We start from the raw sequence: 25,984 nt of genomic DNA, 5'->3' as shown, positions 1-25,984 counted from the left end.
TAGATTGAAGCGTTTTCAATGGGCTTTGCTTCTGGCCATGCTGATCATAGCAGGCCGTGCAGACATTGTACAAGCAGCCGGTGACGCCGAACAAACGGAAGACCATGCTGAAACGGCTGAGCAATTAGCGGAAAGGACAGCGGCCTCGCTTGAAACAGACAAGATTAGTGAATTTTGGAATGACATTATGACAGAGTACGGCGGACTGCTGCCGGAAAGTCAAAAAGGCAGCATAATTGAGTTTATCAATGGCGATAAATCATTTTCACCGCAAGAATGGCTGAAAGCTCTCTTTTCTTATTTGTTTCATGAAGTGCTTGCCAACGGAAAGCTGTTGGGCACATTGATTTTGCTCACGATATTTTGCGTTATCCTGCAGCTTCTGCAAAATGCATTTCAACAAAGCACCGTCAGTAAGGTCGCTTACTCAATTGTGTACATGGTGCTGATTATCCTTGCGCTAAACAGTTTTCATGTGGCAATCAATTATGCGACAGAGGCCATTCAGACGATGACCAGCTTTATCCTGGCACTCATTCCGCTCCTCTTAGCGCTTTTGGCTTCCTCAGGCGGAGCTGTATCTGCAGCCTTCTTTCATCCTGTTATCCTCTTTCTGATGAACACGAGCGGTCTTTTGATTCAGAATATTGTCATGCCGCTCATTTTCTTATCAGCGATTCTGAGCATTGTCAGCACAATGACCGAACAATATAAAGTAACGCAGCTGGCCAACCTGCTCAGAAATATCGCCATCGGGGCGCTCGCCGTCTTTCTCACCATCTTTCTCGGCGTCATCTCTGTTCAGGGAGCCTCAGCTGCAGTGACAGACGGCATTACGCTCAGGACGGCTAAATTTATAACCGGAAACTTTATTCCTGTGCTTGGCCGAATGTTTACAGACGCGACAGATACAGTGATCAGCGCTTCCTTACTGCTGAAAAATACAGTAGGGATTCTCGGAGTCGCTATTTTGATCTGTATTGCGGCTTTTCCGGCAATCAAAGTGCTTTCCCTCGCTTTTATTTATAAGCTGGCAGCCGCGATTCTTCAGCCGCTTGGAGGCGGGCCCGTCATAACCTGCCTCGACGTCATCAGCAAAAGCGTCATTTATATTTTTGCAGCTCTCGCCATTGTGTCTCTCATGTTTTTTTTAAGCCTTACCGTCATAATCACAGCCGGAAACCTCACGATGATGATGAAATAAAGGAGGCTGGCGGATGAGTTTTTTAACTGAATGGCTTACCACCATCGTGTTGTTTATCCTATTTGCAATTGTGATTGATATGCTGCTGCCAAGCTCTAGCATGCAAAAGTACGCAAAAATGGTAGTCAGCCTGCTCTTAATTGTCGTCATGCTCACGCCGATTTTTAAGCTTTTCAACACAGACCCTGCAGTCATCTTTGAATACCTTACAAAAAACGGGCAGTCAGAGTCTGCCGACATAAAAAATCAAATCAATTCAAAAAAAATAGAAATACAAGCTTCCCAGCGTGCATATATTTTAGAAGAAATGGCTGTCCAACTAAAAAAGAAAGCGGAGGAGAGATTCAGTCATGATGAATACAAAGTAGGCAACATCAAACTCACGGCAGGCGAAAAGGTAGATTCAGAAGAGGATATTCAAACAATCAGCGTGTATATGGCCCCGTCTTCTGAAAAAACGGTCCAAACGGTCGCGCCGGTCCACATTGATACAGATCATGCATACGTAACGAAAGAAGCAGCCGAACAAAAAGAAGCCAAACAGATCCAGTCACAGCTCGCGGACATTTGGGAAATCGGAAGTGAGAAAATTACGGTTCATATGGAAGGCGGGGAGAGTGTCGGCAATGAATAAAAACGGATTATGGAATGTATTGAAAAAGCAGTTTCTTCCGGGGCAAACGAAGGACGGTGAAAAGCCGAAGCTGACCAAATATCATTACTTTCTGTTCGTTTTTGTTCTCGGAGTTTCCTTTATGCTTGTCAGCCAGCTGTTTTCTTCACCTGAGAAAACAGAAAACGCCAAAACGATAACGCCAGTATCATCACAAGATACCAAAGTCAGCAAAGAGAAAACAGCCGAAGTGTTTAAAGCCTCAAAATCTGATGAACCTAAGGACTCGATCGATGATTATGAAAAAGAATACGAAAATCAGCTGAAAGAAATTCTTGAAACGATCATAGGTGTGGACGATGTCTCTGTAGTCGTGAATGTTGATGCAACGTCGCTGAAAGTATACGAAAAAAACAAATCAAACAAAAATACAACCACTGAAGAAACAGACAAAGAAGGCGGAACAAGAAGCGTTACAGACCAGACATCAGAAGAAGAAATCGTCATGATCAAAAACGGCGATAAGGAAACACCAGTCGTCGTCCAAACGAAAAAGCCTGATATACGCGGTGTACTCGTTGTTGCTCAAGGAGTTGACAACGTTCAAATAAAACAAACCATTATTGAAGCGGTGACACGGGTCCTGGATGTTCCAAGCCACCGGGTTGCGGTTGCCCCTAAAAAAATAAAGGAGGATTCATAAATGCTCAAAAAACAAACCGTTTGGCTATTAACAATGCTCAGTCTTGTCGTGGTGTTAAGCGTCTACTATATCATGTCGCCGGAAAGCAAAAATGCCGTGCAAATGCAGAGTGAAAAAAGCGCGTCTGACAGCGGAGAGGTCGCAACTGAAAAAGCGCCTCCCAAGCAAGACACAAAGGAAAAAAACGGTACAGAAACTGAAACAGAAAAAGAGGATGGAACAAAGGGCACAAAAGATTCATCAGCAGACAAGGAGACATCCGCTGAAGCTAGTGAAAAAGGAACTGTTGTAACAGAAACAGCCGATGATGATCTGTTCACGACGTACCGTCTTGATTTAGAAGATGCCAGAAGCAAAGAAAGAGAAGAACTGAATGCCATTGTGTCAAGCGATGATGCAACAGCAAAGGAAAAGAGCGAAGCATATGATAAAATGACGGCTCTCAGTGAAGTGGAAGGAACAGAAAAACAGCTGGAAACGCTTATTAAAACACAAGGCTACGAAGACGCGCTCGTCAATGCTGAAGGAGATAAAATCAACATTACAGTCAAATCAGACAAACACTCCAAATCGAAGGCGACAGCCATTATAGACCTTGTGGCAAAAGAAATCAAAACAATGAAAGACGTCGCTGTCACATTTGAACCATCCAAGTAAAAAAGAGGAAAAACACGCCCGCTTAAACAGCGGGCTTTTTGGCGTGCCAATCATATTAGAGTTGAATTCAAAAGTCCGCTCCTGTAAGATGAACATAGTATGTACTTTTAGTAGTAACCTATAAAAAAGAAATTTCATACATAGGAGTGCGATTGAATGTTAAATATGAAAGAAATCCACGAGCTGATTAAAGCAATTGACGAGTCTACAATTGACGAATTCGTATATGAAAATGAAGGTGTATCCTTAAAACTGAAAAAACATGAAGCAGGCACTGTTCAAGTCATGCAGCAGGCGCCGGCAGCACCTGTACAGGCACAGGCTCCGCAGGCAGTTCAGCCGCAAGCGCAGCAAGCAGCGCCAGCACCTGCCCAAGAAGAACCTAAGCAAGATGAGAATCTGCATAAAATCACTTCACCAATGGTAGGAACATTTTATGCATCTTCATCTCCGGAAGCTGGCCCGTATGTAACGGCTGGTTCAAAAGTAAATGAAAACACAGTTGTCTGCATTGTAGAAGCGATGAAGCTTTTCAACGAAATCGAAGCGGAAGTAAAAGGCGAAATCGTTGAAGTATTAGTAGAAAACGGCCAGCTGGTCGAATACGGACAACCTCTATTTCTTGTAAAAGCAGAGTAAGGAGACTTAACATGATTAAAAAGCTATTGATCGCCAACCGAGGAGAAATTGCTGTCAGAATCATCAGAGCCTGCAAAGAGCTCGGAATTGAGACTGTCGCTGTTTATTCAGAAGCTGATAAAGATGCCCTTCATGTTCAAATGGCCGATGAAGCTTTTTGTATCGGACCGAAAGCATCAAAAGACAGCTATTTAAACGTTACAAATATTGTGAGTGTTGCAAAGCTGACAGGCACGGATGCTATTCATCCGGGATATGGGTTTTTAGCTGAAAATGCTGATTTCGCGGAATTATGTGAAGAAGTTAACGTCACATTTGTCGGCCCGAGCGCTGACGCCATTTCAAAAATGGGAACAAAAGACGTTGCGCGGGAAACGATGAAACAGGCCGGCGTGCCGATCGTACCGGGTTCACAAGGAATTATAGAAAATGTGGAAGAAGCGGTTTCACTTGCTAATGAAATTGGGTATCCTGTAATTATAAAAGCCACAGCAGGCGGAGGCGGAAAAGGAATCAGGGTTGCCCGCACCGAAGAGGAACTGATTAACGGCATTAAGATTACCCAGCAGGAAGCTGCAACTGCATTTGGAAATCCAGGTGTTTACATCGAAAAATACATAGAGGATTTTCGTCATGTTGAGATCCAAGTGCTTGCCGATAACTACGGAAATACCATCCATTTAGGGGAACGCGACTGCTCGATCCAAAGACGCCTGCAAAAGCTTTTGGAAGAATCACCATCTCCTGCGCTTGATTCAGAAATTAGGGAGCAGATGGGCGATGCAGCGGTAAAGGCTGCAAAAGCGGTTGGCTATACAGGTGCTGGAACAGTTGAATTTATATATGACTACAATGAACAGCGCTATTACTTCATGGAAATGAACACGAGAATTCAGGTAGAGCACCCAGTCACAGAAATGGTGACGGGAACTGACCTGATTAAGGAACAAATCAAAGTGGCATCAGGAATGGAACTGAGCCTCAAGCAAGAAGATGTTGAATTTGAAGGCTGGGCCATCGAATGCCGAATCAACGCAGAAAATCCAAGTAAAAATTTCATGCCGTCACCTGGTGAAATTAAAATGTACCTGCCTCCTGGTGGTCTTGGTGTCCGTATCGATTCAGCTGCGTACCCGGGCTACTCCATCCCTCCGTACTATGACAGCATGATTGCAAAAGTGATCACATACGGAAAAACGAGAGATGAAGCGATTGCCCGCATGAAGCGCGCATTGAGCGAATTTGTCATCGAAGGCATTGAGACAACAATCCCGTTCCACTTAAAACTGCTTGAACACGAAACATTTGTTGGCGGAGAGTTTAATACGAAATTTTTAGAAACATATGATGTAATGGGCTCATAATTTTTACGGAGGTGAATTGAATGAAAGACAACAGCTTGCTTAAAATGGATCAAGAAGATACGCATTTGGGTAAGGTTGAGATTGCCCCGGAAGTCATTGAGGTCATTGCCGGCATTGCAGCTTCAGAAGTTGACGGTGTTGCCGAAATGCGCGGAAACTTTGCGACAGGCGTCGTCGAACGCTTCGGTAAAGTGAATCATGGCAAAGGTGTCAAAGTCGATCTGGCGGATGATGGAATTACGATCGATGTATACTGTGTCGTTACATTTGGTGTTTCGATACCGAAAGTTGCAGCCTCCGTTCAGGAAAACATTCGTCAAACCTTATTAAATATGACGTCTCTTTCGATTAATGAAATCAATATTCACATCGTCGGCATTCAATTTGACACAAAAGCCCAGGAAGTCCAAATCGACGAAGAAATGTAAATGGCTTAACACGAAACCAAGGGGAGGGCGGCCCTTTGGTTTTTTTACACGTTACCCTTTATTTCAAAGCATGAAGAAAGCCGGCTCAAGGCAGCCGAGTTTCTTCATGATCGTGAAATCCGAATGATCATATTAAGGTGCATGAAAATATTCGGTAATAGGGTGAAAAAACCTTGATTTCAATATGCGGATACGAAAAAAATATGTTATGATCTCTTTGTGGCTTAACGACAAGCGGATAAAGAGGATCAAAGGAGAAAGAAAATGAAAAGAAGAACAGCAAGAGAAAAAGCTTTGCAGGCACTATTTCAAATTGATGTCAGCGATATTGCAGTGAATGAAGCCATAGAACACGCACTGGATGAAGAAAAAACAGATCCTTTCTTTGAACAGCTTGTACACGGGGTATTGGAACATCAAGTCCAGCTGGATGAAATGATCTCCAAGCATCTGGTGAATTGGAAGCTCGATCGGATTGCCAATGTTGACCGCGCGATTTTGCGTCTGGCAGCTTACGAAATGGCATATGCCGAAGATATTCCGGTGAATGTCTCCATGAACGAAGCGATTGAGCTGGCAAAACGGTTTGGTGATGACAAAGCGACAAAATTTGTAAACGGGGTTCTTTCTAACATTAAATCTGATATTGACCAATCATAGGAGGAAAGAAAATGACTGCAACAATCATCGACGGAAAAGAAACGGCTAGAGAAAAACGCGAACAATTGGCAAAAGAGGTAGAAGAGCTTAAAAAGCAAGGGGTCACCCCCGGACTGGCGGTTATTTTGATTGGAGATGATCCTGCTTCTCACTCTTACGTGCGAGGAAAGAAAAAAGCGGCTGAAACAATGGGAATGAATTTCAAGCTTGATCAATTTGACAGCAGCCTCACAGAAGCTGAACTGCTTTCCATTATCGATCAATACAATCAAGACCCTGAGTTTCACGGCATTCTCGTTCAGCTTCCGCTTCCAGACCATATTTCTGAAAAAGCGGTGATCGAACGTATCTCTCCTGATAAAGATGTAGACGGTTTTCATCCGTTAAACGTAGGGAAAATGCTGCTTGGCGAAGATACGTTTCTTCCTTGCACGCCTCACGGAATTGTTGAGCTTTTGAAGAAAACCAATATCGACCTTTCCGGTAAAGAGGTTGTTGTAGTCGGCCGAAGCAATATTGTCGGCAAACCTGTCGGCCAGCTTTTATTAAATGAAAACGCGACAGTTACTTACTGTCATTCAAGAACAGAAAATATGACCGAACATACGAAAAAAGCGGACATCCTGGTGGTCGCAGTCGGCAGAGCCAACTTCATCAGTGCAGACCAGATCAAAGAAGGCGCTGTTGTCATTGACGTAGGCGTTAACCGTCTGGAAAGCGGAAAGCTTTGCGGAGATGTTGAATTTGAAGGGGCAAAGGAAAAAGCATCCTTCATCACGCCGGTTCCGGGCGGAGTAGGTCCGATGACCATCACGATGCTTGCGCATAATACTGTTAAATCTGCGAAACGTACGTTATCATAGATAATTGGAGATATTCACAGGCGGGGTTTTGCCCGCCGTGAATATGAGCACGATACCCGCTTCTTCAGGCTCCTAAAGCCAGAGCGGGTTTTCTTTAGTTATGGTGCAGGAATGCTTATGAGAGGAGTTTGAGACATGGGTGAAACAGCGTTTGTTACCGTCTCAGCGCTGACAAAGTATATAAAACGAAAATTCGATGTAGATCCTCACCTTGAAAATATTTGGATTAAAGGCGAATTATCGAATGTAAAAATACACACAAGAGGCCACATTTATTTCACATTGAAAGACGAAAACGCCAGAATGCAGTCGGTGATGTTCGCGAGACAGAGCGAGCGTCTGCCTTTTAAACCTGAAAACGGCATGAAGGTGCTGGTCAGAGGCGGAATTTCCGTATATGAACCGAGCGGAAACTACCAATTATATGCCAAAGAAATGCAGCCTGACGGGGTCGGAGCACTTTATTTAGCGTACGAAGAGTTAAAAAAGAAGCTTGCCGGAGAAGGTTTATTTGACGACCGCTACAAAAAACAAATCCCCGCATTTCCAGCCACAATCGGGGTTGTGACATCTCCGACGGGTGCCGCTGTTAGAGACGTCATTACAACTCTCAAAAGAAGATATCCCCTTGTAAAAGTCATTGTTCTTCCAGCGCTCGTACAAGGCGAAAATGCAAGCAGATCCATCGTTAGCCGCATTGAAGAGGCAAATGAAAAAGAGATGTGCGACGTATTAATTGTCGGGAGAGGCGGCGGTTCGATAGAAGAACTGTGGGCATTTAATGAAGAAATTGTAGCACGTGCGATCTTTGCTTCTAACATTCCGATTATATCGGCTGTCGGGCATGAGACCGACTTTACGATCAGTGATTTTGTCGCTGATATTAGAGCTGCGACACCGACAGGAGCAGCTGAGATTGCCGTACCGCATACCACTGATTTAATAGAACGGACAAAAACAGCGGAAGTCAGAATGACAAGAGCGATGCAGCACCATCTCGGTCAGAAAAAAGAACGGATTCAAACGCTGCAATCCTCGTATGCCTTTCGTTTTCCAAAGCGTTTGTATGCGCAAAAAGAGCAGCAGTTTGACCTTGCCTATCAGCAGTTTCAAGCACAGCTTACCGCTCTTTTAGATCGAAAAAACAGACAGCTGGAGCGTGAAACGTACAGATTAGAGGCGCTGCATCCACATGAACAGCTGAAGCAAGCGAGAACACGATATGAGGAACAAACAAATCAGCTGAGAAAAAATATGAATATCCAAATGAAGCAGCTGCATTCCCAATTTCAAACTGTTCTTGGCAAGCTGAATGCGTTAAGTCCTCTTCAAGTGATGGAAAGAGGATACAGCTTGGCTTATAAAGAAGACGAACTCATTAAAAGTGTCAGTCAAATAGAAGAGAAGGACCAGCTTGAGGTCAAGCTGAAGGATGGCGTGCTGACCTGTGAAGTATTAGAAAAGAGAGGGGAAGAAAAATGACAGACGTGAAAAAAAATGAAAACATGACATTTGAAGAAGCGATGAAAGGGCTTGAGAGCATTGTGTCAAAGCTTGAAGAGGGTGATGTGCCTTTAGAGCAAGCGATTAACTATTTCCAAGAAGGCATGGCTCTTTCAAAAATGTGTCACGAAAAGCTGCAAAAAGTCGAAAAACAAATGGACTTCATTTTAAAAGAAGACGGCGAACTGGCACCTTTCAGTGTTCAGGAGGAAGACGAAGGTGACAAATAAATTAACGAGCTTTCTGGCGGAGCGGAAAAAAACGATTGAAAATCAGCTTTCTGTCTATACAGAAAAGCTCGATATGCCGGACTCATTAAAAAAATCTATGCTGTATTCCCTTGAGGCTGGCGGAAAGCGGCTGCGTCCTCTCATTGTACTAGCCGTTTTAAACGCATATGGGAAAAGTGAAAAGGACGGCATTCCGGTCGGGTGTGCTGTCGAAATGATTCACACGTATTCATTGATTCATGATGACCTTCCTTGTATGGATGATGACGATTTGCGCCGCGGGAAGCCGACAAACCATAAAGTGTTCGGTGAAGCGACAGCAGTATTAGCGGGTGACGGGCTCCTGACGGAAAGTTTTAAGCTGATCACCTCCCACGTGTCAGACGAGGTGTCAGCAGAAAAGCGCCTTCGGCTTGTGAATGAGCTGATTTCAGCGGCAGGCACCGAAGGCATGGTCGGGGGACAAGTAGCTGATATGGAAGCGGAAAACCGCCAAGTCACGCTTGAAGAACTCGAATCCATTCATGAACGGAAAACCGCCAAGCTCCTCGGTTTTTGCGTAATCGCCGGTGCTATTTTGGCGGATGCGCCTGAGGAAGATATCGAAACGCTGCGTACCTTCAGCAGCCACATTGGAATCGGTTTTCAAATCAGAGACGATATTTTAGATTTAGAAGGCAGTGAAGAGAAAATCGGCAAACGTGTCGGCTCGGATACAACAAACGAAAAATCGACTTACCCGTCACTTCTTTCACTGGAAGGGGCCAAACATAAATTGGATGTTCACATAAAAGAGGCGAAGCGTTTGATCGGCGGACTCTCTCTTCAAAAAGACCTTTTATATGAGCTTTGTGATTTAATTGCGGCAAGAGATCACTAAACCGATCCTAATTTGAAGCGGCTGCACGAGATATGGTAAAATGTAAGCAGTTTATATGAAAAATGAAAAGGAAAAGCGCGTTTGTCTTTTTTTATGTCTGAGATCTGGCTGTTGTCCAGCTCGACATGCAGAAGACATGTATCATTGCAGAAATTCATGCTGAAAGTGAGTTGATCCGCTTTGGATCTTTTATCAATACAGGACCCGTCGTTTTTAAAAAACATGTCCATTGATGAATTAGAGAAATTAAGTGATGAAATCCGTCAATTTTTAATTACAACTTTATCCGCTTCCGGCGGCCACATCGGCCCAAACTTAGGTGTCGTAGAGCTTACTGTTGCGCTGCATAAGGAATTTAACAGTCCAAAAGACAAATTTTTGTGGGATGTAGGCCACCAGTCGTATGTCCATAAGCTGCTGACAGGACGCGGAAAAGAATTTGCGACGCTTCGCCAATACAAAGGGCTTTGCGGATTTCCAAAGCGGAGTGAGAGCGAGCATGATGTTTGGGAAACCGGGCACAGCTCAACTTCTCTGTCAGGCGCGATGGGAATGGCAGCTGCGCGTGATATTAAAGGAACGGATGAATTTATTATTCCGATTATTGGTGATGGCGCGCTGACCGGCGGAATGGCGCTTGAAGCCTTGAACCACATCGGCGACGAGAAAAAAGACATGATTGTCATCCTAAATGATAATGAAATGAGTATTGCACCGAATGTCGGTGCCATTCATTCTATGCTCGGAAGGCTGCGCACCGCCGGGAAATACCAGTGGGTCAAAGATGAACTCGAATACTTGTTTAAAAAGATTCCGGCAGTTGGAGGCAAACTTGCCGCCACGGCGGAACGGATCAAAGACAGCCTGAAATACATGCTCGTCTCCGGAATGTTTTTTGAGGAGCTTGGTTTTACGTATTTAGGCCCGGTGGACGGACATTCTTATCATGAGCTGATTGAGAATCTTCAATACGCCAAAAAAACGAAAGGCCCTGTTCTCCTGCATGTCATCACGAAAAAAGGGAAGGGGTATAAACCGGCTGAGACCGATACGATTGGAACATGGCACGGTACCGGACCATATAAAATCAATACCGGTGACTTTGTAAAACCGAAAGCAGCAGCTCCTTCATGGAGCGGCCTTGTCAGTGGCACTGTGCAGCGAATGGCGCGCGAGGACGGACGCATTGTAGCCATTACGCCGGCTATGCCTGTCGGCTCAAAGCTCGAAGGCTTCGCAAAAGAATTCCCTGACCGAATGTTCGACGTAGGAATCGCAGAACAGCATGCCGCAACGATGGCTGCAGCAATGGCAATGCAGGGGATGAAGCCGTTTTTGGCGATTTATTCAACCTTCCTGCAAAGGGCATATGATCAAGTGGTTCATGACATCTGCCGCCAAAACGCCAATGTGTTTATTGGAATTGACCGTGCAGGACTCGTAGGTGCTGACGGTGAGACACATCAAGGTGTGTTTGATATTGCGTTTATGCGCCACATTCCAAACATCGTCTTAATGATGCCGAAAGATGAAAATGAAGGACAGCATATGGTTCATACAGCACTCAGCTATGACGAAGGCCCGATTGCGATGCGTTTTCCGCGCGGAAACGGACTCGGCGTAAAAATGGATGAACAGCTGAAAACGATTCCGATCGGCACGTGGGAAGTGCTGCGTCCGGGGAATGATGCTGTCATCTTAACATTTGGAACAACAATCGAAATGGCGCTTGAAGCAGCTGAAGAGCTGCAAAAAGAAGGCCTCTCCGTGCGCGTTGTAAATGCGCGTTTTATTAAGCCGATTGATGAAAAGATGATGAAGGGTATCCTAAAAGAAGGCTTGCCAATTTTAACGATTGAAGAAGCGGTCTTAGAAGGCGGTTTCGGAAGCTCGATTTTAGAATTCGCTCATGATCAAGGTGAATATCTTACACCGATCGACAGAATGGGTATCCCTGATCGGTTTATCGAACACGGAAGCGTAACGGCGCTTCTTGAAGAGATTGGACTAACAAAACAGCAGGTGGCAAACCGTATTAGATTACTGATGCCGCCAAAGACACACAAAGGAATTGGATCATGACGTCAAAGAAAGAACGATTAGATGTATTACTAGTAGAAAGAGGGCTGGCGGAAACGCGGGAAAAAGCCAAGAGAGCCATTATGGCAGGGATCGTCTATTCAAACGAAAACCGCTTGGACAAACCTGGGGAAAAGATTGACCGCGACCTTCCGTTAACCGTCAAAGGAAACCCGCTGAAATATGTGAGCAGAGGCGGCTTAAAGCTTGAAAAAGCGCTGAAGGAGTTTCCTGTCTCAGTTAAGGATAAAATCATGATTGATATTGGCTCCTCCACCGGCGGCTTTACGGACTGCGCTCTGCAAAACGGAGCTAAACAGTCATACGCGGTGGATGTAGGCTACAATCAGCTTGCGTGGAAGCTCAGACAGGATGAACGTGTCGTCGTGATGGAACGGACAAACTTCCGTTACGCGACACCGGCAGACTTTACAAAGGGCATGCCGGAGTTTGCCACAATTGATGTGTCCTTTATTTCACTGCGGCTCATCCTGCCTGTCCTCAAAACATTGCTTGTACCGGGCAGTGACTGCATGGCTCTTGTTAAGCCGCAGTTTGAAGCGGGACGGGAATCCGTCGGCAAAAAAGGGATTGTCAGAGATCCTAAAGTGCATGTGGATGTTCTCAAGCGAATGAATAGTTTCTCTGCGGCTGAAGGCTATATTTGCAAAGGCCTGTCATTTTCTCCAATCACAGGAGGAGACGGAAATATTGAATTTCTCCTTCATTTGCATTGGCCGGGAGAGGGACAGGAAGGACAAGAGCTGCCGGAAGAAGAGATCATCCGCGTTGTAGAAGAGGCACATAAGACGTTAAAAGAAAAAAAAGCAGATGTACCGGAATAATAGGGCGCTATTATTCCTTTTTTCTGCATTCATGTACAATTTGCAGAGAATCATATAACATAAAAGAACAGATAAGCTGGAAATAGAGGTGCTTACATGAACAAAGGCCAGAGGCATATTAAAATCAGAGAGATCATTACAAGCAATGAAATCGAAACGCAGGATGAATTGGTCGACATGCTGAAGCAGGATGGATACAAAGTAACACAAGCCACGGTTTCACGGGATATCAAAGAACTTCACCTTGTGAAAGTGCCTACGAATAACGGCTCTTACAAATACAGTCTTCCGGCAGACCAGCGTTTCAATCCGTTGTCCAAGCTGAAGCGGGCATTGATGGACGCATTTGTGAAAATAGACTCAGCAAGCCATATGATTGTGCTGAAAACGATGCCGGGAAACGCCCAGGCAATCGGAGCGCTGATGGACAATTTAGACTGGGATGAAATTATGGGAACCATTTGCGGAGATGACACGATTTTAATTATTTGCCGGACTCCTGAAGATACAGACGGCGTAAAAAACAGGCTGCTTGAGCTGCTGTAACAGAAATCTAACAAAGATAAGAGGTGTAATGCTGTTTGTTAGCTGAACTATCGATTAAAAACTTTGCCATTATTGAGGAACTGACGGTTTCTTTTGAACGAGGGCTCACGGTTTTAACAGGAGAAACCGGAGCCGGCAAATCCATCATCATAGACGCCATTTCTCTTTTAGTCGGAGGCCGCGGATCATCTGAATTTGTCAGATATGGAGAGACAAAAGCCGAGCTTGAAGGGCTGTTTCTATTGGAGAGCGGCCACCCCGTTTTTGACATATGCACTGAGCAGGGAATCGACGTTTCAGACGAAATGATCGTCATGAGAAGGGATATCAGCACGAGCGGAAAAAGCGTTTGCCGTGTTAATGGCAAGCTTGTCACGATTGCTTCGTTAAGAGAGATCGGCAGGCTTTTATTAGATATTCACGGGCAGCACGATAACCAGCTGTTAATGGAGGACGAAAATCATCTCCAGCTTTTGGACAAGTTTGCCGGAGCCGAAGTAGAAAGCGCGCTTCAAGCATATCAGGAAGGGTACCATCGGTATATGAAGCTGCTTAAAAAGCTAAAACAGCTTTCTGAAAGCGAACAGGAAATGGCCCACCGCCTGGACCTTATTCAATTTCAGCTCGAAGAAATCGAATCGGCAAAGCTCGAGCTTAATGAAGATGAACAGCTCCAAGAAGAGCGCCAGCAAATTTCAAACTTTGAGAAGATCTATGAATCGCTGCAAAATGCATATAACGCGCTTCGCAGTGAGCAGGGCGGACTGGACTGGGTCGGAATGGCATCAGCGCAGCTCGAAGATATATCCGATATTAACGAACCGCTGAAAAAACTGTCTGAAAGTGTGTCGAACTCTTACTATCTGCTGGAGGACGCTACATTTCAGATGAGAAATATGCTGGATGAGCTTGAATATGACCCGGAACGCCTGAATTATATTGAGACGCGTCTTAATGAAATCAAACAGCTGAAACGAAAATACGGTGCAACTGTTGAGGAGATTTTGGAATACGCCTCTAAAATTGAAGAAGAGATTGACCAAATTGAAAACAGGGACAGCCATCTTCAAAGCGTGAAGAAGGAGCTTGACTCAGTCGGCAAAGATGTTGCGGTGGAAGCGGCAAATGTTTCACAAATCCGGAAAGCATGGGCGAAAAAGCTGGCCGATGAGATTCATCGAGAATTAAAAAGCCTCTATATGGAAAAATCAACTTTTGATACGGAATTTAAGATCAGAACAGCGTCTCGCAATGAGGAGGCGCCGATTGTAAACGGCCAGCCTGTTCAGCTGACTGACCAAGGAATTGATCTGGTCAAGTTTTTAATTTCAACCAACACAGGCGAGCCTTTGAAATCCCTTTCGAAAGTCGCTTCCGGAGGGGAGCTGTCCCGGGTGATGCTTGCCATCAAAAGCATTTTTTCCTCACAGCAGGATGTGACGTCGATTATATTCGATGAGGTAGATACCGGTGTAAGCGGCAGAGTCGCGCAGGCAATCGCTGAGAAGATCCATAAAGTCTCAATAGGATCACAAGTGCTGTGTATTACACACTTGCCTCAGGTAGCTGCCATGGCCGATACGCATCTTTATATTGCGAAGGAGTTAAAAGACGGCAGAACCACGACACGTGTCAAGCCGCTGTCTAAGCAGGAAAAGGTAGTGGAAATCGGGCGCATGATTGCCGGAGTCGAAGTAACAGACTTGACGAAACGCCATGCGAAAGAACTTCTAAAACAAGCGGATCAAGTCAAAACAACTGGGTAAGCTGCGCGAGAAGCGCAGCTTATTTTTTTCGCGCACATCCATTCGTTCATCAGTATATCCAATGTTTTTCTTTATATGACAGTTATAAATAAGGTGTCAGAAGGCAAAATTAAAGATGTAGCAGCAAGACATAAAGAAGGTGTGGGATAGGAGCGAGGAGAGTGAAGTAGTGAATGCCCGATAACATCAGAAAAGCAGTAGGTTTAATTCTCCTTGTTTCGTTATTAAGTGTAGGTTTATGCAAACCGCTAAAAGAGTATTTACTGATTCCAACGCAAATGAGAGTATTTGAAACCCAAACACAAGCGATTGAAACAGGTTTATCAGTAAACGCTCATGCACAAGAATCATCAGAAGCGTTTACAGTAAAGAAAGACCCGCATGAAATCAAGGTGACAGGCAAAAAATCAGGTGAGTCAGAGTTAGTATACGATCTTGCCGGATTTCCAATCAAAAAAACAAAAGTGCAGGTTCTTCCTGATTTAAAGGTCATACCTGGCGGACAATCAATCGGTGTAAAGCTTCATTCCGTCGGTGTTCTTGTCGTCGGATTTCATCAAATCAATACAAGTGAAGGCAAAAAATCTCCGGGAGGAACGGCCGGTATTGAAGCGGGCGACATCATTATTGAGATGAATGGACAGAAAATTGAAAAAATGAATGATGTGGCCCCATTTATTCAGAAAGCCGGTAAAACCGGAGAATCTTTAGATTTGCTCATTAAACGTGACAAACAAAAAATCAAAACAAAGCTCATTCCGGAAAAGGATGAAGCAGAAGGCAAGTACAGAATTGGTTTATACATCAGGGATTCTGCTGCTGGCATCGGCACAATGACTTTTTATGAACCGAAAACAAAAAAATACGGAGCACTTGGCCACGTGATTTCTGACATGGACACAAAGAAACCAATCGTAGTGGAAAATGGAGAAATTGTTAAATCAACTGTAACATCCATTGAAAAAGGGACAGGCGGAAATCCGGGAGAAAAACTGGCGCGATTTTCCTCAGAACGCAAAACGATCGGGGATATTAACAGAAACAGCCCATTTGGCATTTTCGGCACACTGCATCAGCCGATTCAAAACAACATTTCAGATCAAGCACTGCCGGTTGCGTTTTCTACTGAAGTCAAAAAAGGGCCTGCTGAAATTTTAACGGTCATTGATGATGACAAGGTAGAAAAGTTTGATATTGAAATCGTCAGCACGACGCCGCAAAAATTCCCGGCGACAAAAGGAATGGTTTTAAAAATAACCGATCCGAGGCTGTTGAAAGAAACAGGCGGCATCGTGCAGGGGATGAGCGGGAGTCCGATCATTCAAAATGGAAAAGTGATCGGCGCTGTCACCCATGTGTTTGTAAATGACCCGACAAGCGGCTACGGCGTTCATATTGAATGGATGCTGTCAGAAGCAGGAATCGATATTTACGAAAAAGAAAAAGCAAGCTGACTGCCGGTATTTCCGGCAGTTTTTTTGTTTTGATCCCTCTTCACTTCTCGGAATACATACGGTAAAATGTACAAAAGAAGATTTTTCGACAAATTCACGTTTCCTTGTTTGTCAAATTTCATTTTTAGTCGAAAAACGGAGAAAAACATAGAATAACAAAGATATGCCACTAATATTGGTGATTATGATTTTTTTTAGAGGGTATATAGCGGTTTTGTCGAATGTAAACATGTAGCAAGGGTGAATCCTGTTAACTACATTTGGGGAGGAAGAAACGTGGAGAAAATTAAAGTTTGTGTTGCTGACGATAATCGAGAGCTGGTAAGCCTGTTGAGTGAATATATAGAAGGACAGGAAGACATGGAAGTGATCGGTGTTGCTTATAACGGACAGGAATGCCTGTCGTTGTTTAAAGAAAAAGATCCCGATGTGCTCGTATTGGATATTATTATGCCGCATTTGGATGGACTTGCGGTTTTAGAGCGGCTGAGGGAATCAGATCTGAAAAAACAGCCGAATGTCATTATGCTGACAGCCTTTGGACAGGAAGATGTCACGAAAAAGGCCGTCGATTTAGGCGCTTCCTACTTTATTCTCAAACCGTTTGATATGGAAAACCTTGTCGGACATATCCGCCAAGTCAGCGGAAATGCCAGCAGCGTGACGCATCGTGCGCCATCATCGCAAAGCAGCATTATACGCAGCAGCCAGCCTGAACCAAAGAAGAAAAATCTCGACGCGAGCATCACAAGCATTATCCATGAAATCGGCGTCCCAGCCCATATTAAAGGCTATCTCTATCTGCGCGAAGCAATCTCAATGGTATACAATGACATCGAATTGCTCGGCAGTATTACAAAAGTCCTTTATCCGGACATCGCTAAAAAATTCAACACAACCGCAAGCCGTGTAGAAAGAGCGATCCGCCATGCAATTGAAGTGGCATGGAGCAGAGGAAACATTGATTCCATTTCCTCGTTGTTCGGCTATACAGTCAGTATGACAAAAGCTAAGCCGACAAATTCGGAATTCATTGCAATGGTTGCGGATAAGCTTAGATTAGAACATAAGGCTTCTTAAACATGAGCATATTAAGTGATGATTAAATCAAACGTCTTTTATTTATTAGTTTGCGCTGATAAATAGGAGGCGTTTTGTTTTGGGGACATTTGTTTCATGGGTGATGAATATGAAGGATCTATTTTCCGCAAGGAGGAGTGATACAGGTGTTTGAAAAATACGGACTGCTGATGGCGTTATTTATCCTGGCGCTTTGCGTCAATTCAAACATCATGACAGAATCACACATACTAGGCACCCTGATTGACGTTATCTCATTTGTAGTCATGGTTTCATGTGTTTTCGCTGCTTGGATCATAAAAAACAAACAATCAGGATCAAATTGAAACCTTTTCCCTGTAAAATCGTAAGTAAGGAAGCATTCATGAACAAAGGAGACGTACGAATGAAAAAGATAAAAGCAAGAAAGCGTGACGGGCTTCTCCTAGATTTGCTGCCCCAAGCAGCTGGCGAGCTCCTTCTTTTGCTGTTTAGATGTTTACATAAACTATTTATTTAAAGTTGAAAAAAGACTGCCGAATCGTTTCGGCAGTCTTTGCACATTAATCTTTATAAGGCACCCAGCCAGGTGTGTTCACAATTGCTTGCCATAGCGGTTCAGGCAAGTGATATTTTTCTTTGTCAGTGCCTTTTATCACGGTTTCAATTTGTTTTTCCCGGCCTTCTTTTACTTTCACTGTCCAGTCAGGGTCAACTAAAATTTCGCGTCCCAAAGCGACTAGCGGAATACCGTTTTCGATCACAGCCAGTGCGTCATCTGCGGAATGAATGGAACCGACGGCGATAAGCGGCACTTTGTTTCCGACACGTTCATTCAATAAGTCCATGCGTGTGCGAGCCGGATCTGCACCGCGGCGCGCTTTTGAGTTCACGTCCATCAGTGAGATATGAAGGTAATCCAATTCTTTATCTCCTAAAGCGTCAACAAGCGTAAAGGTTTCAGTCATTGTTAATCCTGGTGTCTCAGGTTCTTCCGGAGACAGGCGATAGCCGACTAAGAACGCACCCTTCGCATGTTCTGCAGCAGCTTTTTTCACTTCATCGACAATAGCAAGCGGGAAGGCTAATCGTTTTTCGTCGCTTCCTCCCCAGCGGTCTGTGCGCTGATTGGTTTTCGGAGAATAAAACTGCTGAATCAAGTAGCCGTTTGCGCCGTGAATTTCGACACCGTCAAAGCCGGCTTCAATGGCGCGTCTTGTCGCTTCTCCAAATGCCTTCACGATGTTTTCCACTTCTTCGTCTGTTAAGGCGCGGGCAATTTGCTTGCCGTCATCAAACACGTCACTTGGCGCTACAACTTGTTGCGGAACGAGCTCAGACGGGCATTCAATGCCGCCGTGATGAATTTGCACAACGGCTTTAGCACCTTGCGCCTGAATGGCTTGCGCTAATTTTTTTAAACCTGGAATGTTGGAGTCATCATGGATGGCCGGCTGCCCGGGAAATGCTTTTCCGTCCGGCGTGACGTTTGCGCAGGCTGTAATCACCATTCCCATCTCTTTTGAGCGGGGGATGATGTAGTCAAGCTCTGCTTCAGATATCGTACCGTCTTCATTAGAAGCGTAATGAGTCATTGGTGCTACTGTGATCCGGTTGTCGATTGTAACGCCGCTTTTAAATGTAAATGGTTCAAACAGCGGTTTATACTTAGGGTTCATTTGATCATCTTCTTTCGTTTGGATTCGCACATATTCTAGCCTATATGTAAAAATTAATGCAATTGATCTGCTTTACCGGCTGAATATCTTGAGAACAGAGTGATGTTTTCTGCGCTCTTTTTCGGGGGCTTTGTAGCCGCCGCTGATTTGGTGGCCGATGGTGCAAGTGATGACCGCTGCAGCGAGCAACAGTACGAATTTTTTCATGGCTGTAACTCTTTCTGTAAAGTGAATATCCTTTAAAAGGTTACGCCTGGCTGATCCACTCGTCAAACGATTTGCTCACATCATTCCTCAAATTTTTTAAAATGAATAAAAAGTTGCTTCTTTCCGTTAATTTTTTCTAATATGCGCCTCAATTAGAGCCATCCTCATAGACAAATTCGATTGCTTTCTTTCTAACAACAGGAAATGATCAGGTCGGATAGCCCTTTTGAAAAATGTGGAATCCAGTGCCGTCTTACGCGTCGGCTTTACAAATCTGCCATTCTGGTCAAAGATAAAAGCCAAACATCAGGAAGAGGTGATCATGTGAAACAAACGGCTCTTTTGCTGTTTACTGTGCTGTTTCTCTCAGGGTGCAGTATTGCAAGTGCGGATGACTCAGTCCCAAAGTTTACCGAAGAGGGAAAATACATTGGCTCGGCTGATCCTCATACGATTGCGATTTCTTTGAATGGAGAAGAAACCATGATACAGGTTCCGAAGGATAAACGTGATGAATGTGAATCACTGCCAGATCACACAAATGTCCTGGTGAAATATATAAAAAAGGATAATGGAACGTTACAACTGCAAGATATTCAGCTGCAGAAGAACTCGTCATAAAAGACCGGAGGGAGAAAGTTGAGAATGTTATGGAGGAGCTTAGCTTTATGCGGATTGGCTTTGACGCTCGGACCCTATGCACAGGCAGCAGAGCCAATAGAAGGAAAAACAGTATACATTGATGCCGGACACGGAGGTGAAGACAGTGGAGCGGTCGGAAACGGGCTCTTTGAAAAGGATATTAATTTAGCAGTTTCCGAGCATGTGACGGACAAGCTGAAAGCGGAGGGAGCCAATCCAGTTGCGTCCAGATCCGACGATCATTTTCTGACCCTGGAGGAAAGAGTGGCAAAGGCAAGTGCCAATCAGGCCGATCTTTTTGTTAGCATTCATGTGAATTCAGGGGTTGCTTCAGCTTCAGGAACAGAAACGTATTTTCAGTCTGATTATGAAGGGGAAAACAGCCGGCGTCTGGCGTCAGATATTCAGTCCCAGCTGGTGTCATCCTTACAAACGAGAGACAGGGGCGTGAAAGAATCAGACTTTTACGTCATTACATATTCACAAATGCCGAGTGTGCTGGCGGAGCTTGGATTTATGACAAACAGCTCTGACGCGGACAAGCTTGGAAGTGAAGAATACCAGCAAAAAGCCGCAGATGCGATTGTCACCGGCATTGACTCTTATTATGATCAGTAAGATTGATACAGCCTTAATCCTAGAGTGGAACCGCCAAAATCAGTATAATGGAGAAAACTTTAGGGCTTGAGGTGAAACGATGACAAAGATTTTTGCCCATCGGGGGGCATCAGGTCAATATCCCGAAAATACTATGCTTGCATTTGAAAAAGGAATTGAAGCCGGAGCGGACGGAATTGAGCTTGATGTGCAACTGACAAAAGACGGACGCATTGTTGTGATACATGATGAAAGACTTGACCGGACGACATCGCTCAAAGGATTCGTGAAGGATACAGTGTATAATGTGATAAAGACTGCGAATGCCGCCGCTGGTTATGATCAAACGTACAGAGATATCAAAGTGCCGCTGCTTGAAGATGTGCTCTTGTGGGCGGACAAAAAGGATTTTCTCATCAACATTGAATTAAAAAACAGCGTGATCCGCTATGAAGGAATGGAAGAAAAAGTACTGGAGGCAGTGAAGAGGTTCAATATAGAGGAAAGAATCATCCTGTCCACATTTAATCATGAAAGCTTAGCGCTATGCGCCCGGCTTGCTCCCCATATCGAACGAGCGGCATTGACTTCAGATGTGCTTTATCAGGCTGATCAGTATATCACATCAATTCCAGCTTCCGGCTATCACCCGAAGCTGAACAGCCCGGGGACAGCAGATGAAGTACTGAAGAAAATGAGGAACAGTTCGATCAAGGTAAGGCCGTATACAGTCAATCGGCCGGAAGATATGAAGCGCCTCTTTGAAGCGGGGGCAGACGGCATTTTCACCGATTTTCCTGCAAAGGCTTTGGCATTGCTAAAAAATAAATAGTTGTGTTGGAAGGAGGCTGTTGGCGCAGCCTTCTTTTTTCATTCATTCATGCCCGTTTCAAAGCATACATTCATAGAAGACAACTAGAAATTGTAAGCGCTGTCTATCTTCTGAATGAGGTGAAACCATGAGGAAAACAGTCATTGTAAGTGCCGCAAGAACACCATTTGGCAAATTCGGCGGTGCATTGAAAGAGGTGAAAGCTGCTGAGCTTGGGGGCATTGCGATGAAGGAGGCGTTACATCGCGCTGGAGTATCTGGAGATGAGGTGGAAGGAACTGTTATGGGCATGGTTGTCCAAGCCGGCTCAGGGCAGATTCCTTCCCGCCAAGCTGCCCGTCTGGCTGGAATGCCTTGGAGTGTGCCGTCAGAAACGCTAAATAAAGTCTGTGCATCCGGACTGCGCGCTGTCACCCTGTGTGATCAAATGATTCGGGCGCAAGATGCGGACATTCTTGTCGCCGGGGGAATGGAAAGCATGAGCAATATTCCATATGCCGTTCCCGCCGGGCGCTGGGGAGCGCGGATGGGAGACGGTGAGCTTAGGGACTTAATGGTTTATGACGGGTTAACATGCGCGTTTGATGAGGTGCATATGGCTGTTCACGGAAATACAGCCGCCAAGGAATATGGAATCTCTCGCAGGGAGCAGGATGAATGGGCGCTGAGAAGTCATGCGCGAGCAGCTAAGGCAGCCGATGAAGGAAAGCTTCATGATGAAATTGTTCCCGTAAGCTGGACCAACCGAAAAGGAAAAACAAATATGGTCGAAAAAGATGAAGCGATTCGGCGTGACACAAGTCTGGATCAGCTTGCAAAACTTTCTCCCATTTATACAAGTGATGGTTCCATCACAGCCGGTAATGCTCCCGGGGTCAATGACGGAGCCGGTGCGTTCGTGCTGATGTCTGAGGACGAAGCTGCTGGGCTTGGCAAACGGCCTCTGGCTACAATTCTTGGTTTTTCAACTATGGGAATGCAAGCGAATGAGCTAGCGGCAGCTCCGGGGTTTGCAATTAACAAGCTCCTGAAAAAGAACGGTTTAGCTGTCCAAGATATTGACTTGTTTGAAGTAAATGAAGCGTTTGCTTCTGTTGTTTTGACATGTGAAAAAATCGTCGGTTTCGATCTTGAAAAAGTAAATGTAAACGGCGGTGCGATCGCGCTCGGCCATCCGATTGGCGCAAGCGGGGCAAGAATTCTCATGACGCTTGTTTATGAATTAAAGCGCCGGGGAGGGGGACTGGGAGTTGCCGCCATCTGCAGCGGTGCGGCTCAGGGAGATGCCGTCTTAGTGCAGGTTCATTAAAACAATGACGAAAAAGGGGATTTAAATGGAGATTAAACATATCATGGTGGCCGGTGCAGGTCAGATGGGAAGCGGAATTGCTCAAACAGCTGCCGACGCAGGTTTTTATGTGCGGATGTACGATGTGAACCCGGAGGCTGCGGAGGCAGGATTGAAGCGGTTGAAGAAACAGCTGACCCGTGATGCTGAAAAAGGAAGAAAGACCGAAGCGGAAGTGAAGGATGTGATCAGCCGCATTTCGCTCTCTCGAACGCTTGAGGAGGCAAAGCATGCGGACATTGTGATTGAGGCTATTGCAGAAAACATGACGGCGAAAACTGAAATGTTTAACACACTTGATCACATTTGTCCGCCTCATACGATTTTGGCCAGCAATACATCTTCCTTGCCTATTACTGAAATCGCTGCTGTGACAACCCGGCCTGAACGAGTCATTGGCATGCATTTTATGAATCCTGTCCCTGTGATGAAGCTAGTTGAAGTGATTCGCGGCTTGGCTACATCAGAAGAAACGGCCTTAGTTGTTATGGGATTAGCGGAAAAGATGGGGAAAACACCGGTAGAAGTCAATGATTTTCCGGGGTTTGTTTCCAATCGCATTCTTCTTCCAATGATTAATGAAGCCATCTATTGCGTGTATGAGGGGGTGGCGAAGCCGGAGGCAATAGACGAGGTGATGAAGCTGGGCATGAACCATCCGATGGGCCCGCTTACATTAGCGGATTTTATCGGGCTGGATACGTGTTTATCGATTATGGAAGTTCTTTATTCCGGCCTTGGCGATTCCAAATACCGTCCTTGCCCGCTGCTCCGCAAATATGTCAAAGCGGGCTGGCTTGGCAAAAAGAGTGGACGCGGTTTTTATCAATATGAGGAGAGGACTTTCTGAAGTCAATTCCATCCGGGGGTGGCCGAGTTGCATGTAACCCAAGAGCAAGTCATGATGCGAAAAATGGTGCGTGATTTTGCCCGAAAAGAAATTGCTCCCGCTGCTGAAATCATGGAGAAAACGGACGAATTTCCGTTTCAGTTGATCAAAAAAATGGGTGAACACGGCTTGTTGGGAATACCGGTGCCGGAACAATACGGCGGCGCAGGGGCGGATGTTATTTCTTATATTTTGGCGATTCATGAAATTTCTAGAATCAGCGCGGCTGTCGGTGTCATTCTTTCCGTTCATACCTCGGTCGGCACAAATCCGATTCTGTACTTCGGCAACGAAGAACAGAAGATGAAATATGTACCGAAGCTCGCTTCAGGAGACCATTTGGGCGCATTTGCACTGACGGAGCCTCACTCAGGGTCGGATGCTGGAAGCCTCCGCACAACAGCCATCAAAAAGAACGGCAAATACCTATTAAACGGATCGAAAATATTCATTACGAACGGAGGAGCCGCCGATATCTATATCACCTTTGCTTTAACAGCTCAAGATCGAGGCAGGCACGGGATTTCAGCTTTTATCGTTGAAAAAAGCACACCCGGTTTTACTGTAGGAAAAAAAGAAAGAAAGCTGGGGCTCTATGGTTCCAATACTACGGAACTGATTTTTGATAATGCAGAAGTGCCTGAAGAAAATTTGCTTGGCAAAGAGGGTGATGGCTTTCACATTGCCATGGCGAATTTAAATGTCGGCCGCATCGGCATTGCGGCCCAAGCGCTCGGAATTGCAGAGGCGGCTCTTGAGCATGCCGTTGGTTACGCGAAGCAGCGGGTGCAATTCGGAAGGCCTATCGCAGCCAATCAAGGCATATCGTTTAAGCTGGCTGACATGGCGACAAGGGCTGAGGCAGCAAGGCATCTTGTCTACCACGCCGCAGACCTTCATAATCGCGGCTTGGCCTGCGGAAAAGAAGCGTCTATGGCTAAACAATTTGCTTCAGATTCCGCGGTGAAGGCGGCGTTAGACGCCGTCCAAATTTACGGGGGATATGGCTATATGAAGGATTATCCGGTCGAGCGGCTGCTTCGCGATGCAAAGGTGACGCAAATCTATGAAGGGACGAACGAGATTCAAAGACTGATTATTTCCAAGCATCTGCTTGGCGGAACCTGATAGACAAAAAACGCAAAACGGAGGTTGAGGATATGGAGGAGAAACAGCATTATTCTCCGGGTTTGGACGGTGTGATCGCGGCAGAAACTCATATTTCTTATCTTGACACGCAGTCCAGCCAGATTTTGATACGAGGCTATGATTTAATAGATCTTTCTAAAACAAAAAGCTACTTGGAGATTGTTCATTTATTGCTGGAGGGCAGGCTGGCGGAAGAAAGTGAAATGGAAGCGCTGGAAAGAAACATAAACAGTGCATCAAGCCTGCCTGCTGATCATCTCCGTCTGCTTGAACTACTCCCTGAGCACACTCATCCGATGGATAGCCTGCGTACCGGTCTGTCGGCACTTGCCGGCTATGATCGGCACATAGATGATCGCACTCCTTCTGCAAACAAAGAACGCGCCTATCAGCTTCTCGGGAAAATGCCTGCCCTCACTGCTGCCAGTTACAGGATCATCAATAAGAAAGAGCCGCTTCTTCCGCTTCAAACCCTATCCTACAGTGCAAACTTTCTATACATGATGACAGGGAAATTGCCGTCCTCACTGGAAGAACGGATTTTTGACCGCTCCCTCGTCCTGTACAGTGAGCATGAGATGCCGAATTCAACCTTTGCGGCAAGGGTCATTGCTTCTACACATTCGGATCTTTATGGTGCTTTGACAGGAGCTGTCGCCTCCCTGAAAGGGAATCTTCACGGAGGAGCAAACGAAGCTGTGATGTATATGCTTTTGGAGGCGAAAACAACGTCCGATTTTGAGCAGCTTCTGCAAATAAAACTGAAAAGAAAAGAAAAAATTATGGGATTCGGCCACCGGGTGTATATGAAAAAAATGGACCCGAGAGCACTCATGATGAAAGAGGCGCTGCAACAATTATGCGATAAAGCCGGTGACCATCGTTTATACAAGATGTGTGAAGCAGGAGAGCGGCTGATGGAGAAGGAAAAAGGGCTTTACCCGAATTTGGATTATTACGCTGCCCCGGTGTATTGGATGCTCGGCATACCGATTCCTTTGTATACACCTGTCTTTTTCAGCGCGAGAACGTCCGGTTTATGCGCCCATGTGATCGAACAGCATTCCAATAACCGTCTCTTCCGCCCCCGTGTCAGCTATATGGGCCCGCGCCATCAGGCCGAATCATAAATCATGAAAGGAACTGGT

At 45.3% G+C, this 25,984-nt stretch carries 28 protein-coding genes; 26 read left to right on the top strand and 2 right to left on the bottom strand.

Going from position 1 to position 25,984, the window contains the following annotated elements; all coding sequences use genetic code 11:
- The first annotated feature begins 4 nt into the window (after positions 1–4).
- The 19 genes from spoIIIAE to AC0C66_RS04935 all read left to right on the top strand — a co-directional run bounded on the left by spoIIIAE (position 5) and on the right by AC0C66_RS04935 (position 17,840).
- Positions 5–1,204: a stage III sporulation protein AE gene (gene spoIIIAE / locus AC0C66_RS05025; RefSeq protein WP_072182054.1), complete on the top strand. Its 1,200-nt coding sequence runs from the start codon at positions 5–7 to the stop codon at positions 1,202–1,204.
- 13 nt (positions 1,205–1,217) lie between these two features.
- On the top strand, positions 1,218–1,838 hold the full coding sequence (spoIIIAF, locus tag AC0C66_RS05020) for a stage III sporulation protein AF (protein WP_061186888.1): 621 nt from the start codon (positions 1,218–1,220) through the stop codon (positions 1,836–1,838).
- Complete coding sequence (gene spoIIIAG, locus AC0C66_RS05015; RefSeq protein WP_072182053.1) at positions 1,831–2,520, top strand: stage III sporulation protein AG; 690 nt, start codon at positions 1,831–1,833, stop codon at positions 2,518–2,520. The genes spoIIIAF and spoIIIAG overlap by 8 nt, the downstream gene beginning before the upstream one ends.
- On the top strand, positions 2,521–3,177 hold the full coding sequence (gene spoIIIAH / locus AC0C66_RS05010; protein ID WP_014114369.1) for a stage III sporulation ratchet engulfment protein SpoIIIAH: 657 nt from the start codon (positions 2,521–2,523) through the stop codon (positions 3,175–3,177). It abuts the gene before it with no gap.
- 156 nt (positions 3,178–3,333) lie between these two features.
- The gene (gene accB, locus AC0C66_RS05005; RefSeq protein ID WP_072182052.1) at positions 3,334–3,816 is read left to right on the top strand and encodes an acetyl-CoA carboxylase biotin carboxyl carrier protein; all 483 of its coding nucleotides are present in this window, start codon (positions 3,334–3,336) and stop codon (positions 3,814–3,816) included.
- Positions 3,817–3,827: 11 nt separating this feature from the next.
- Positions 3,828–5,180, top strand: coding sequence for an acetyl-CoA carboxylase biotin carboxylase subunit (gene accC / locus AC0C66_RS05000; protein ID WP_014114367.1), 1,353 nt, complete (start codon positions 3,828–3,830; stop codon positions 5,178–5,180).
- A 20-nt stretch (positions 5,181–5,200) separates the two neighbouring features.
- Complete coding sequence (gene yqhY / locus AC0C66_RS04995; RefSeq protein ID WP_003236896.1) at positions 5,201–5,608, top strand: fatty acid biosynthesis protein YqhY; 408 nt, start codon at positions 5,201–5,203, stop codon at positions 5,606–5,608.
- Between the two features lie 264 nt (positions 5,609–5,872).
- The gene (gene nusB, locus AC0C66_RS04990) at positions 5,873–6,268 is read left to right on the top strand and encodes a transcription antitermination factor NusB (protein ID WP_014114366.1); all 396 of its coding nucleotides are present in this window, start codon (positions 5,873–5,875) and stop codon (positions 6,266–6,268) included.
- An 11-nt stretch (positions 6,269–6,279) separates the two neighbouring features.
- Positions 6,280–7,131 (top strand): bifunctional methylenetetrahydrofolate dehydrogenase/methenyltetrahydrofolate cyclohydrolase FolD, encoded by an 852-nt coding sequence (folD, locus tag AC0C66_RS04985; protein ID WP_014114365.1) that lies wholly within the window; start codon positions 6,280–6,282, stop codon positions 7,129–7,131.
- 135 nt (positions 7,132–7,266) lie between these two features.
- Positions 7,267–8,613: an exodeoxyribonuclease VII large subunit gene (gene xseA, locus AC0C66_RS04980; RefSeq protein WP_072182050.1), complete on the top strand. Its 1,347-nt coding sequence runs from the start codon at positions 7,267–7,269 to the stop codon at positions 8,611–8,613.
- A complete protein-coding gene (locus AC0C66_RS04975) occupies positions 8,610–8,864 on the top strand; it encodes an exodeoxyribonuclease VII small subunit (protein ID WP_003226409.1) in 255 nt (84 codons plus the stop codon). Before xseA ends, AC0C66_RS04975 begins: the two co-directional genes overlap by 4 nt.
- Positions 8,854–9,744: a polyprenyl synthetase family protein gene (locus AC0C66_RS04970; RefSeq protein ID WP_072182049.1), complete on the top strand. Its 891-nt coding sequence runs from the start codon at positions 8,854–8,856 to the stop codon at positions 9,742–9,744. Before AC0C66_RS04975 ends, AC0C66_RS04970 begins: the two co-directional genes overlap by 11 nt.
- 180 nt (positions 9,745–9,924) lie before the next feature.
- Positions 9,925–11,826 carry a 1-deoxy-D-xylulose-5-phosphate synthase gene (gene dxs, locus AC0C66_RS04965; RefSeq protein ID WP_072182048.1) on the top strand — a complete coding sequence of 634 codons (1,902 nt, stop codon included), beginning with the start codon at positions 9,925–9,927 and terminating at the stop codon, positions 11,824–11,826.
- Positions 11,823–12,668: a TlyA family RNA methyltransferase gene (locus AC0C66_RS04960; RefSeq protein WP_072182047.1), complete on the top strand. Its 846-nt coding sequence runs from the start codon at positions 11,823–11,825 to the stop codon at positions 12,666–12,668. Before dxs ends, AC0C66_RS04960 begins: the two co-directional genes overlap by 4 nt.
- A gap of 96 nt (positions 12,669–12,764) precedes the next feature.
- Entirely contained in the window at positions 12,765–13,214 is a 450-nt protein-coding gene (argR, locus tag AC0C66_RS04955; RefSeq protein WP_014114358.1) for an arginine repressor ArgR, read from the top strand.
- A 35-nt stretch (positions 13,215–13,249) separates the two neighbouring features.
- Positions 13,250–14,980, top strand: coding sequence for a DNA repair protein RecN (recN, locus tag AC0C66_RS04950; RefSeq protein WP_461845610.1), 1,731 nt, complete (start codon positions 13,250–13,252; stop codon positions 14,978–14,980).
- 173 nt (positions 14,981–15,153) lie between these two features.
- Positions 15,154–16,434, top strand: coding sequence for a SpoIVB peptidase (spoIVB, locus tag AC0C66_RS04945; RefSeq protein ID WP_461845609.1), 1,281 nt, complete (start codon positions 15,154–15,156; stop codon positions 16,432–16,434).
- Between the two features lie 276 nt (positions 16,435–16,710).
- A complete protein-coding gene (gene spo0A, locus AC0C66_RS04940; protein ID WP_003226427.1) occupies positions 16,711–17,514 on the top strand; it encodes a sporulation transcription factor Spo0A in 804 nt (267 codons plus the stop codon).
- A 146-nt stretch (positions 17,515–17,660) separates the two neighbouring features.
- A complete protein-coding gene (locus AC0C66_RS04935; protein WP_072182043.1) occupies positions 17,661–17,840 on the top strand; it encodes a hypothetical protein in 180 nt (59 codons plus the stop codon).
- Between the two features lie 216 nt (positions 17,841–18,056).
- Here the strand turns inward: AC0C66_RS04935 and AC0C66_RS04930 are convergent, their stop codons facing one another.
- The gene (locus tag AC0C66_RS04930; protein ID WP_461845608.1) at positions 18,057–19,172 is read right to left on the bottom strand and encodes an NADH-dependent flavin oxidoreductase; all 1,116 of its coding nucleotides are present in this window, start codon (positions 19,170–19,172) and stop codon (positions 18,057–18,059) included.
- A gap of 72 nt (positions 19,173–19,244) precedes the next feature.
- Complete coding sequence (locus AC0C66_RS04925; RefSeq protein ID WP_003236876.1) at positions 19,245–19,379, bottom strand: hypothetical protein; 135 nt, start codon at positions 19,377–19,379, stop codon at positions 19,245–19,247.
- 324 nt (positions 19,380–19,703) lie between these two features.
- Between AC0C66_RS04925 and AC0C66_RS04920 the strand changes: the two genes are divergently transcribed.
- From AC0C66_RS04920 to mmgD, 7 genes are all read left to right on the top strand, one after another.
- Positions 19,704–20,000, top strand: a complete 297-nt coding sequence (locus tag AC0C66_RS04920) for a hypothetical protein (RefSeq protein WP_461845607.1) — start codon at positions 19,704–19,706, stop codon at positions 19,998–20,000.
- An 18-nt stretch (positions 20,001–20,018) separates the two neighbouring features.
- Entirely contained in the window at positions 20,019–20,639 is a 621-nt protein-coding gene (locus tag AC0C66_RS04915; protein ID WP_072182040.1) for an N-acetylmuramoyl-L-alanine amidase family protein, read from the top strand.
- A gap of 79 nt (positions 20,640–20,718) precedes the next feature.
- Positions 20,719–21,450 (top strand): glycerophosphodiester phosphodiesterase, encoded by a 732-nt coding sequence (locus AC0C66_RS04910; RefSeq protein ID WP_014114340.1) that lies wholly within the window; start codon positions 20,719–20,721, stop codon positions 21,448–21,450.
- 127 nt (positions 21,451–21,577) lie between these two features.
- Positions 21,578–22,759, top strand: coding sequence for an acetyl-CoA C-acetyltransferase (locus tag AC0C66_RS04905; RefSeq protein WP_072182039.1), 1,182 nt, complete (start codon positions 21,578–21,580; stop codon positions 22,757–22,759).
- 25 nt (positions 22,760–22,784) lie between these two features.
- Positions 22,785–23,648: a 3-hydroxybutyryl-CoA dehydrogenase gene (locus tag AC0C66_RS04900; protein WP_014114337.1), complete on the top strand. Its 864-nt coding sequence runs from the start codon at positions 22,785–22,787 to the stop codon at positions 23,646–23,648.
- A gap of 27 nt (positions 23,649–23,675) precedes the next feature.
- The gene (locus AC0C66_RS04895; RefSeq protein WP_014114336.1) at positions 23,676–24,815 is read left to right on the top strand and encodes an acyl-CoA dehydrogenase; all 1,140 of its coding nucleotides are present in this window, start codon (positions 23,676–23,678) and stop codon (positions 24,813–24,815) included.
- A 32-nt stretch (positions 24,816–24,847) separates the two neighbouring features.
- Positions 24,848–25,966, top strand: a complete 1,119-nt coding sequence (gene mmgD / locus AC0C66_RS04890; protein WP_072182037.1) for a citrate synthase — start codon at positions 24,848–24,850, stop codon at positions 25,964–25,966.
- The last annotated feature ends 18 nt before the right edge of the window (positions 25,967–25,984 follow it).

This window comes from Bacillus sp. VA13 (assembly GCF_055710085.1).
The sequence above is the reverse complement of the archived record's forward strand: the minus strand, read 5'-3'. Positions and strand labels throughout refer to the sequence as shown.

Coding starts and splice junctions, on each gene's coding strand:
- spoIIIAF (WP_061186888.1), top strand. CDS start 1,218: ATGAGTTTTTTAACTGAATGGCTTACCACCATCGTGTTGTTTATCCTA.
- spoIIIAG (WP_072182053.1), top strand. CDS start 1,831: ATGAATAAAAACGGATTATGGAATGTATTGAAAAAGCAGTTTCTTCCG.
- spoIIIAH (WP_014114369.1), top strand. CDS start 2,521: ATGCTCAAAAAACAAACCGTTTGGCTATTAACAATGCTCAGTCTTGTC.
- accB (WP_072182052.1), top strand. CDS start 3,334: ATGTTAAATATGAAAGAAATCCACGAGCTGATTAAAGCAATTGACGAG.
- accC (WP_014114367.1), top strand. CDS start 3,828: ATGATTAAAAAGCTATTGATCGCCAACCGAGGAGAAATTGCTGTCAGA.
- yqhY (WP_003236896.1), top strand. CDS start 5,201: ATGAAAGACAACAGCTTGCTTAAAATGGATCAAGAAGATACGCATTTG.
- nusB (WP_014114366.1), top strand. CDS start 5,873: ATGAAAAGAAGAACAGCAAGAGAAAAAGCTTTGCAGGCACTATTTCAA.
- folD (WP_014114365.1), top strand. CDS start 6,280: ATGACTGCAACAATCATCGACGGAAAAGAAACGGCTAGAGAAAAACGC.
- xseA (WP_072182050.1), top strand. CDS start 7,267: ATGGGTGAAACAGCGTTTGTTACCGTCTCAGCGCTGACAAAGTATATA.
- AC0C66_RS04975 (WP_003226409.1), top strand. CDS start 8,610: ATGACAGACGTGAAAAAAAATGAAAACATGACATTTGAAGAAGCGATG.
- AC0C66_RS04960 (WP_072182047.1), top strand. CDS start 11,823: ATGACGTCAAAGAAAGAACGATTAGATGTATTACTAGTAGAAAGAGGG.
- argR (WP_014114358.1), top strand. CDS start 12,765: ATGAACAAAGGCCAGAGGCATATTAAAATCAGAGAGATCATTACAAGC.
- spoIVB (WP_461845609.1), top strand. CDS start 15,154: ATGCCCGATAACATCAGAAAAGCAGTAGGTTTAATTCTCCTTGTTTCG.
- AC0C66_RS04930 (WP_461845608.1), bottom strand. CDS start 19,172: ATGAACCCTAAGTATAAACCGCTGTTTGAACCATTTACATTTAAAAGC.
- AC0C66_RS04925 (WP_003236876.1), bottom strand. CDS start 19,379: ATGAAAAAATTCGTACTGTTGCTCGCTGCAGCGGTCATCACTTGCACC.
- AC0C66_RS04910 (WP_014114340.1), top strand. CDS start 20,719: ATGACAAAGATTTTTGCCCATCGGGGGGCATCAGGTCAATATCCCGAA.
- AC0C66_RS04905 (WP_072182039.1), top strand. CDS start 21,578: ATGAGGAAAACAGTCATTGTAAGTGCCGCAAGAACACCATTTGGCAAA.
- AC0C66_RS04900 (WP_014114337.1), top strand. CDS start 22,785: ATGGAGATTAAACATATCATGGTGGCCGGTGCAGGTCAGATGGGAAGC.
- mmgD (WP_072182037.1), top strand. CDS start 24,848: ATGGAGGAGAAACAGCATTATTCTCCGGGTTTGGACGGTGTGATCGCG.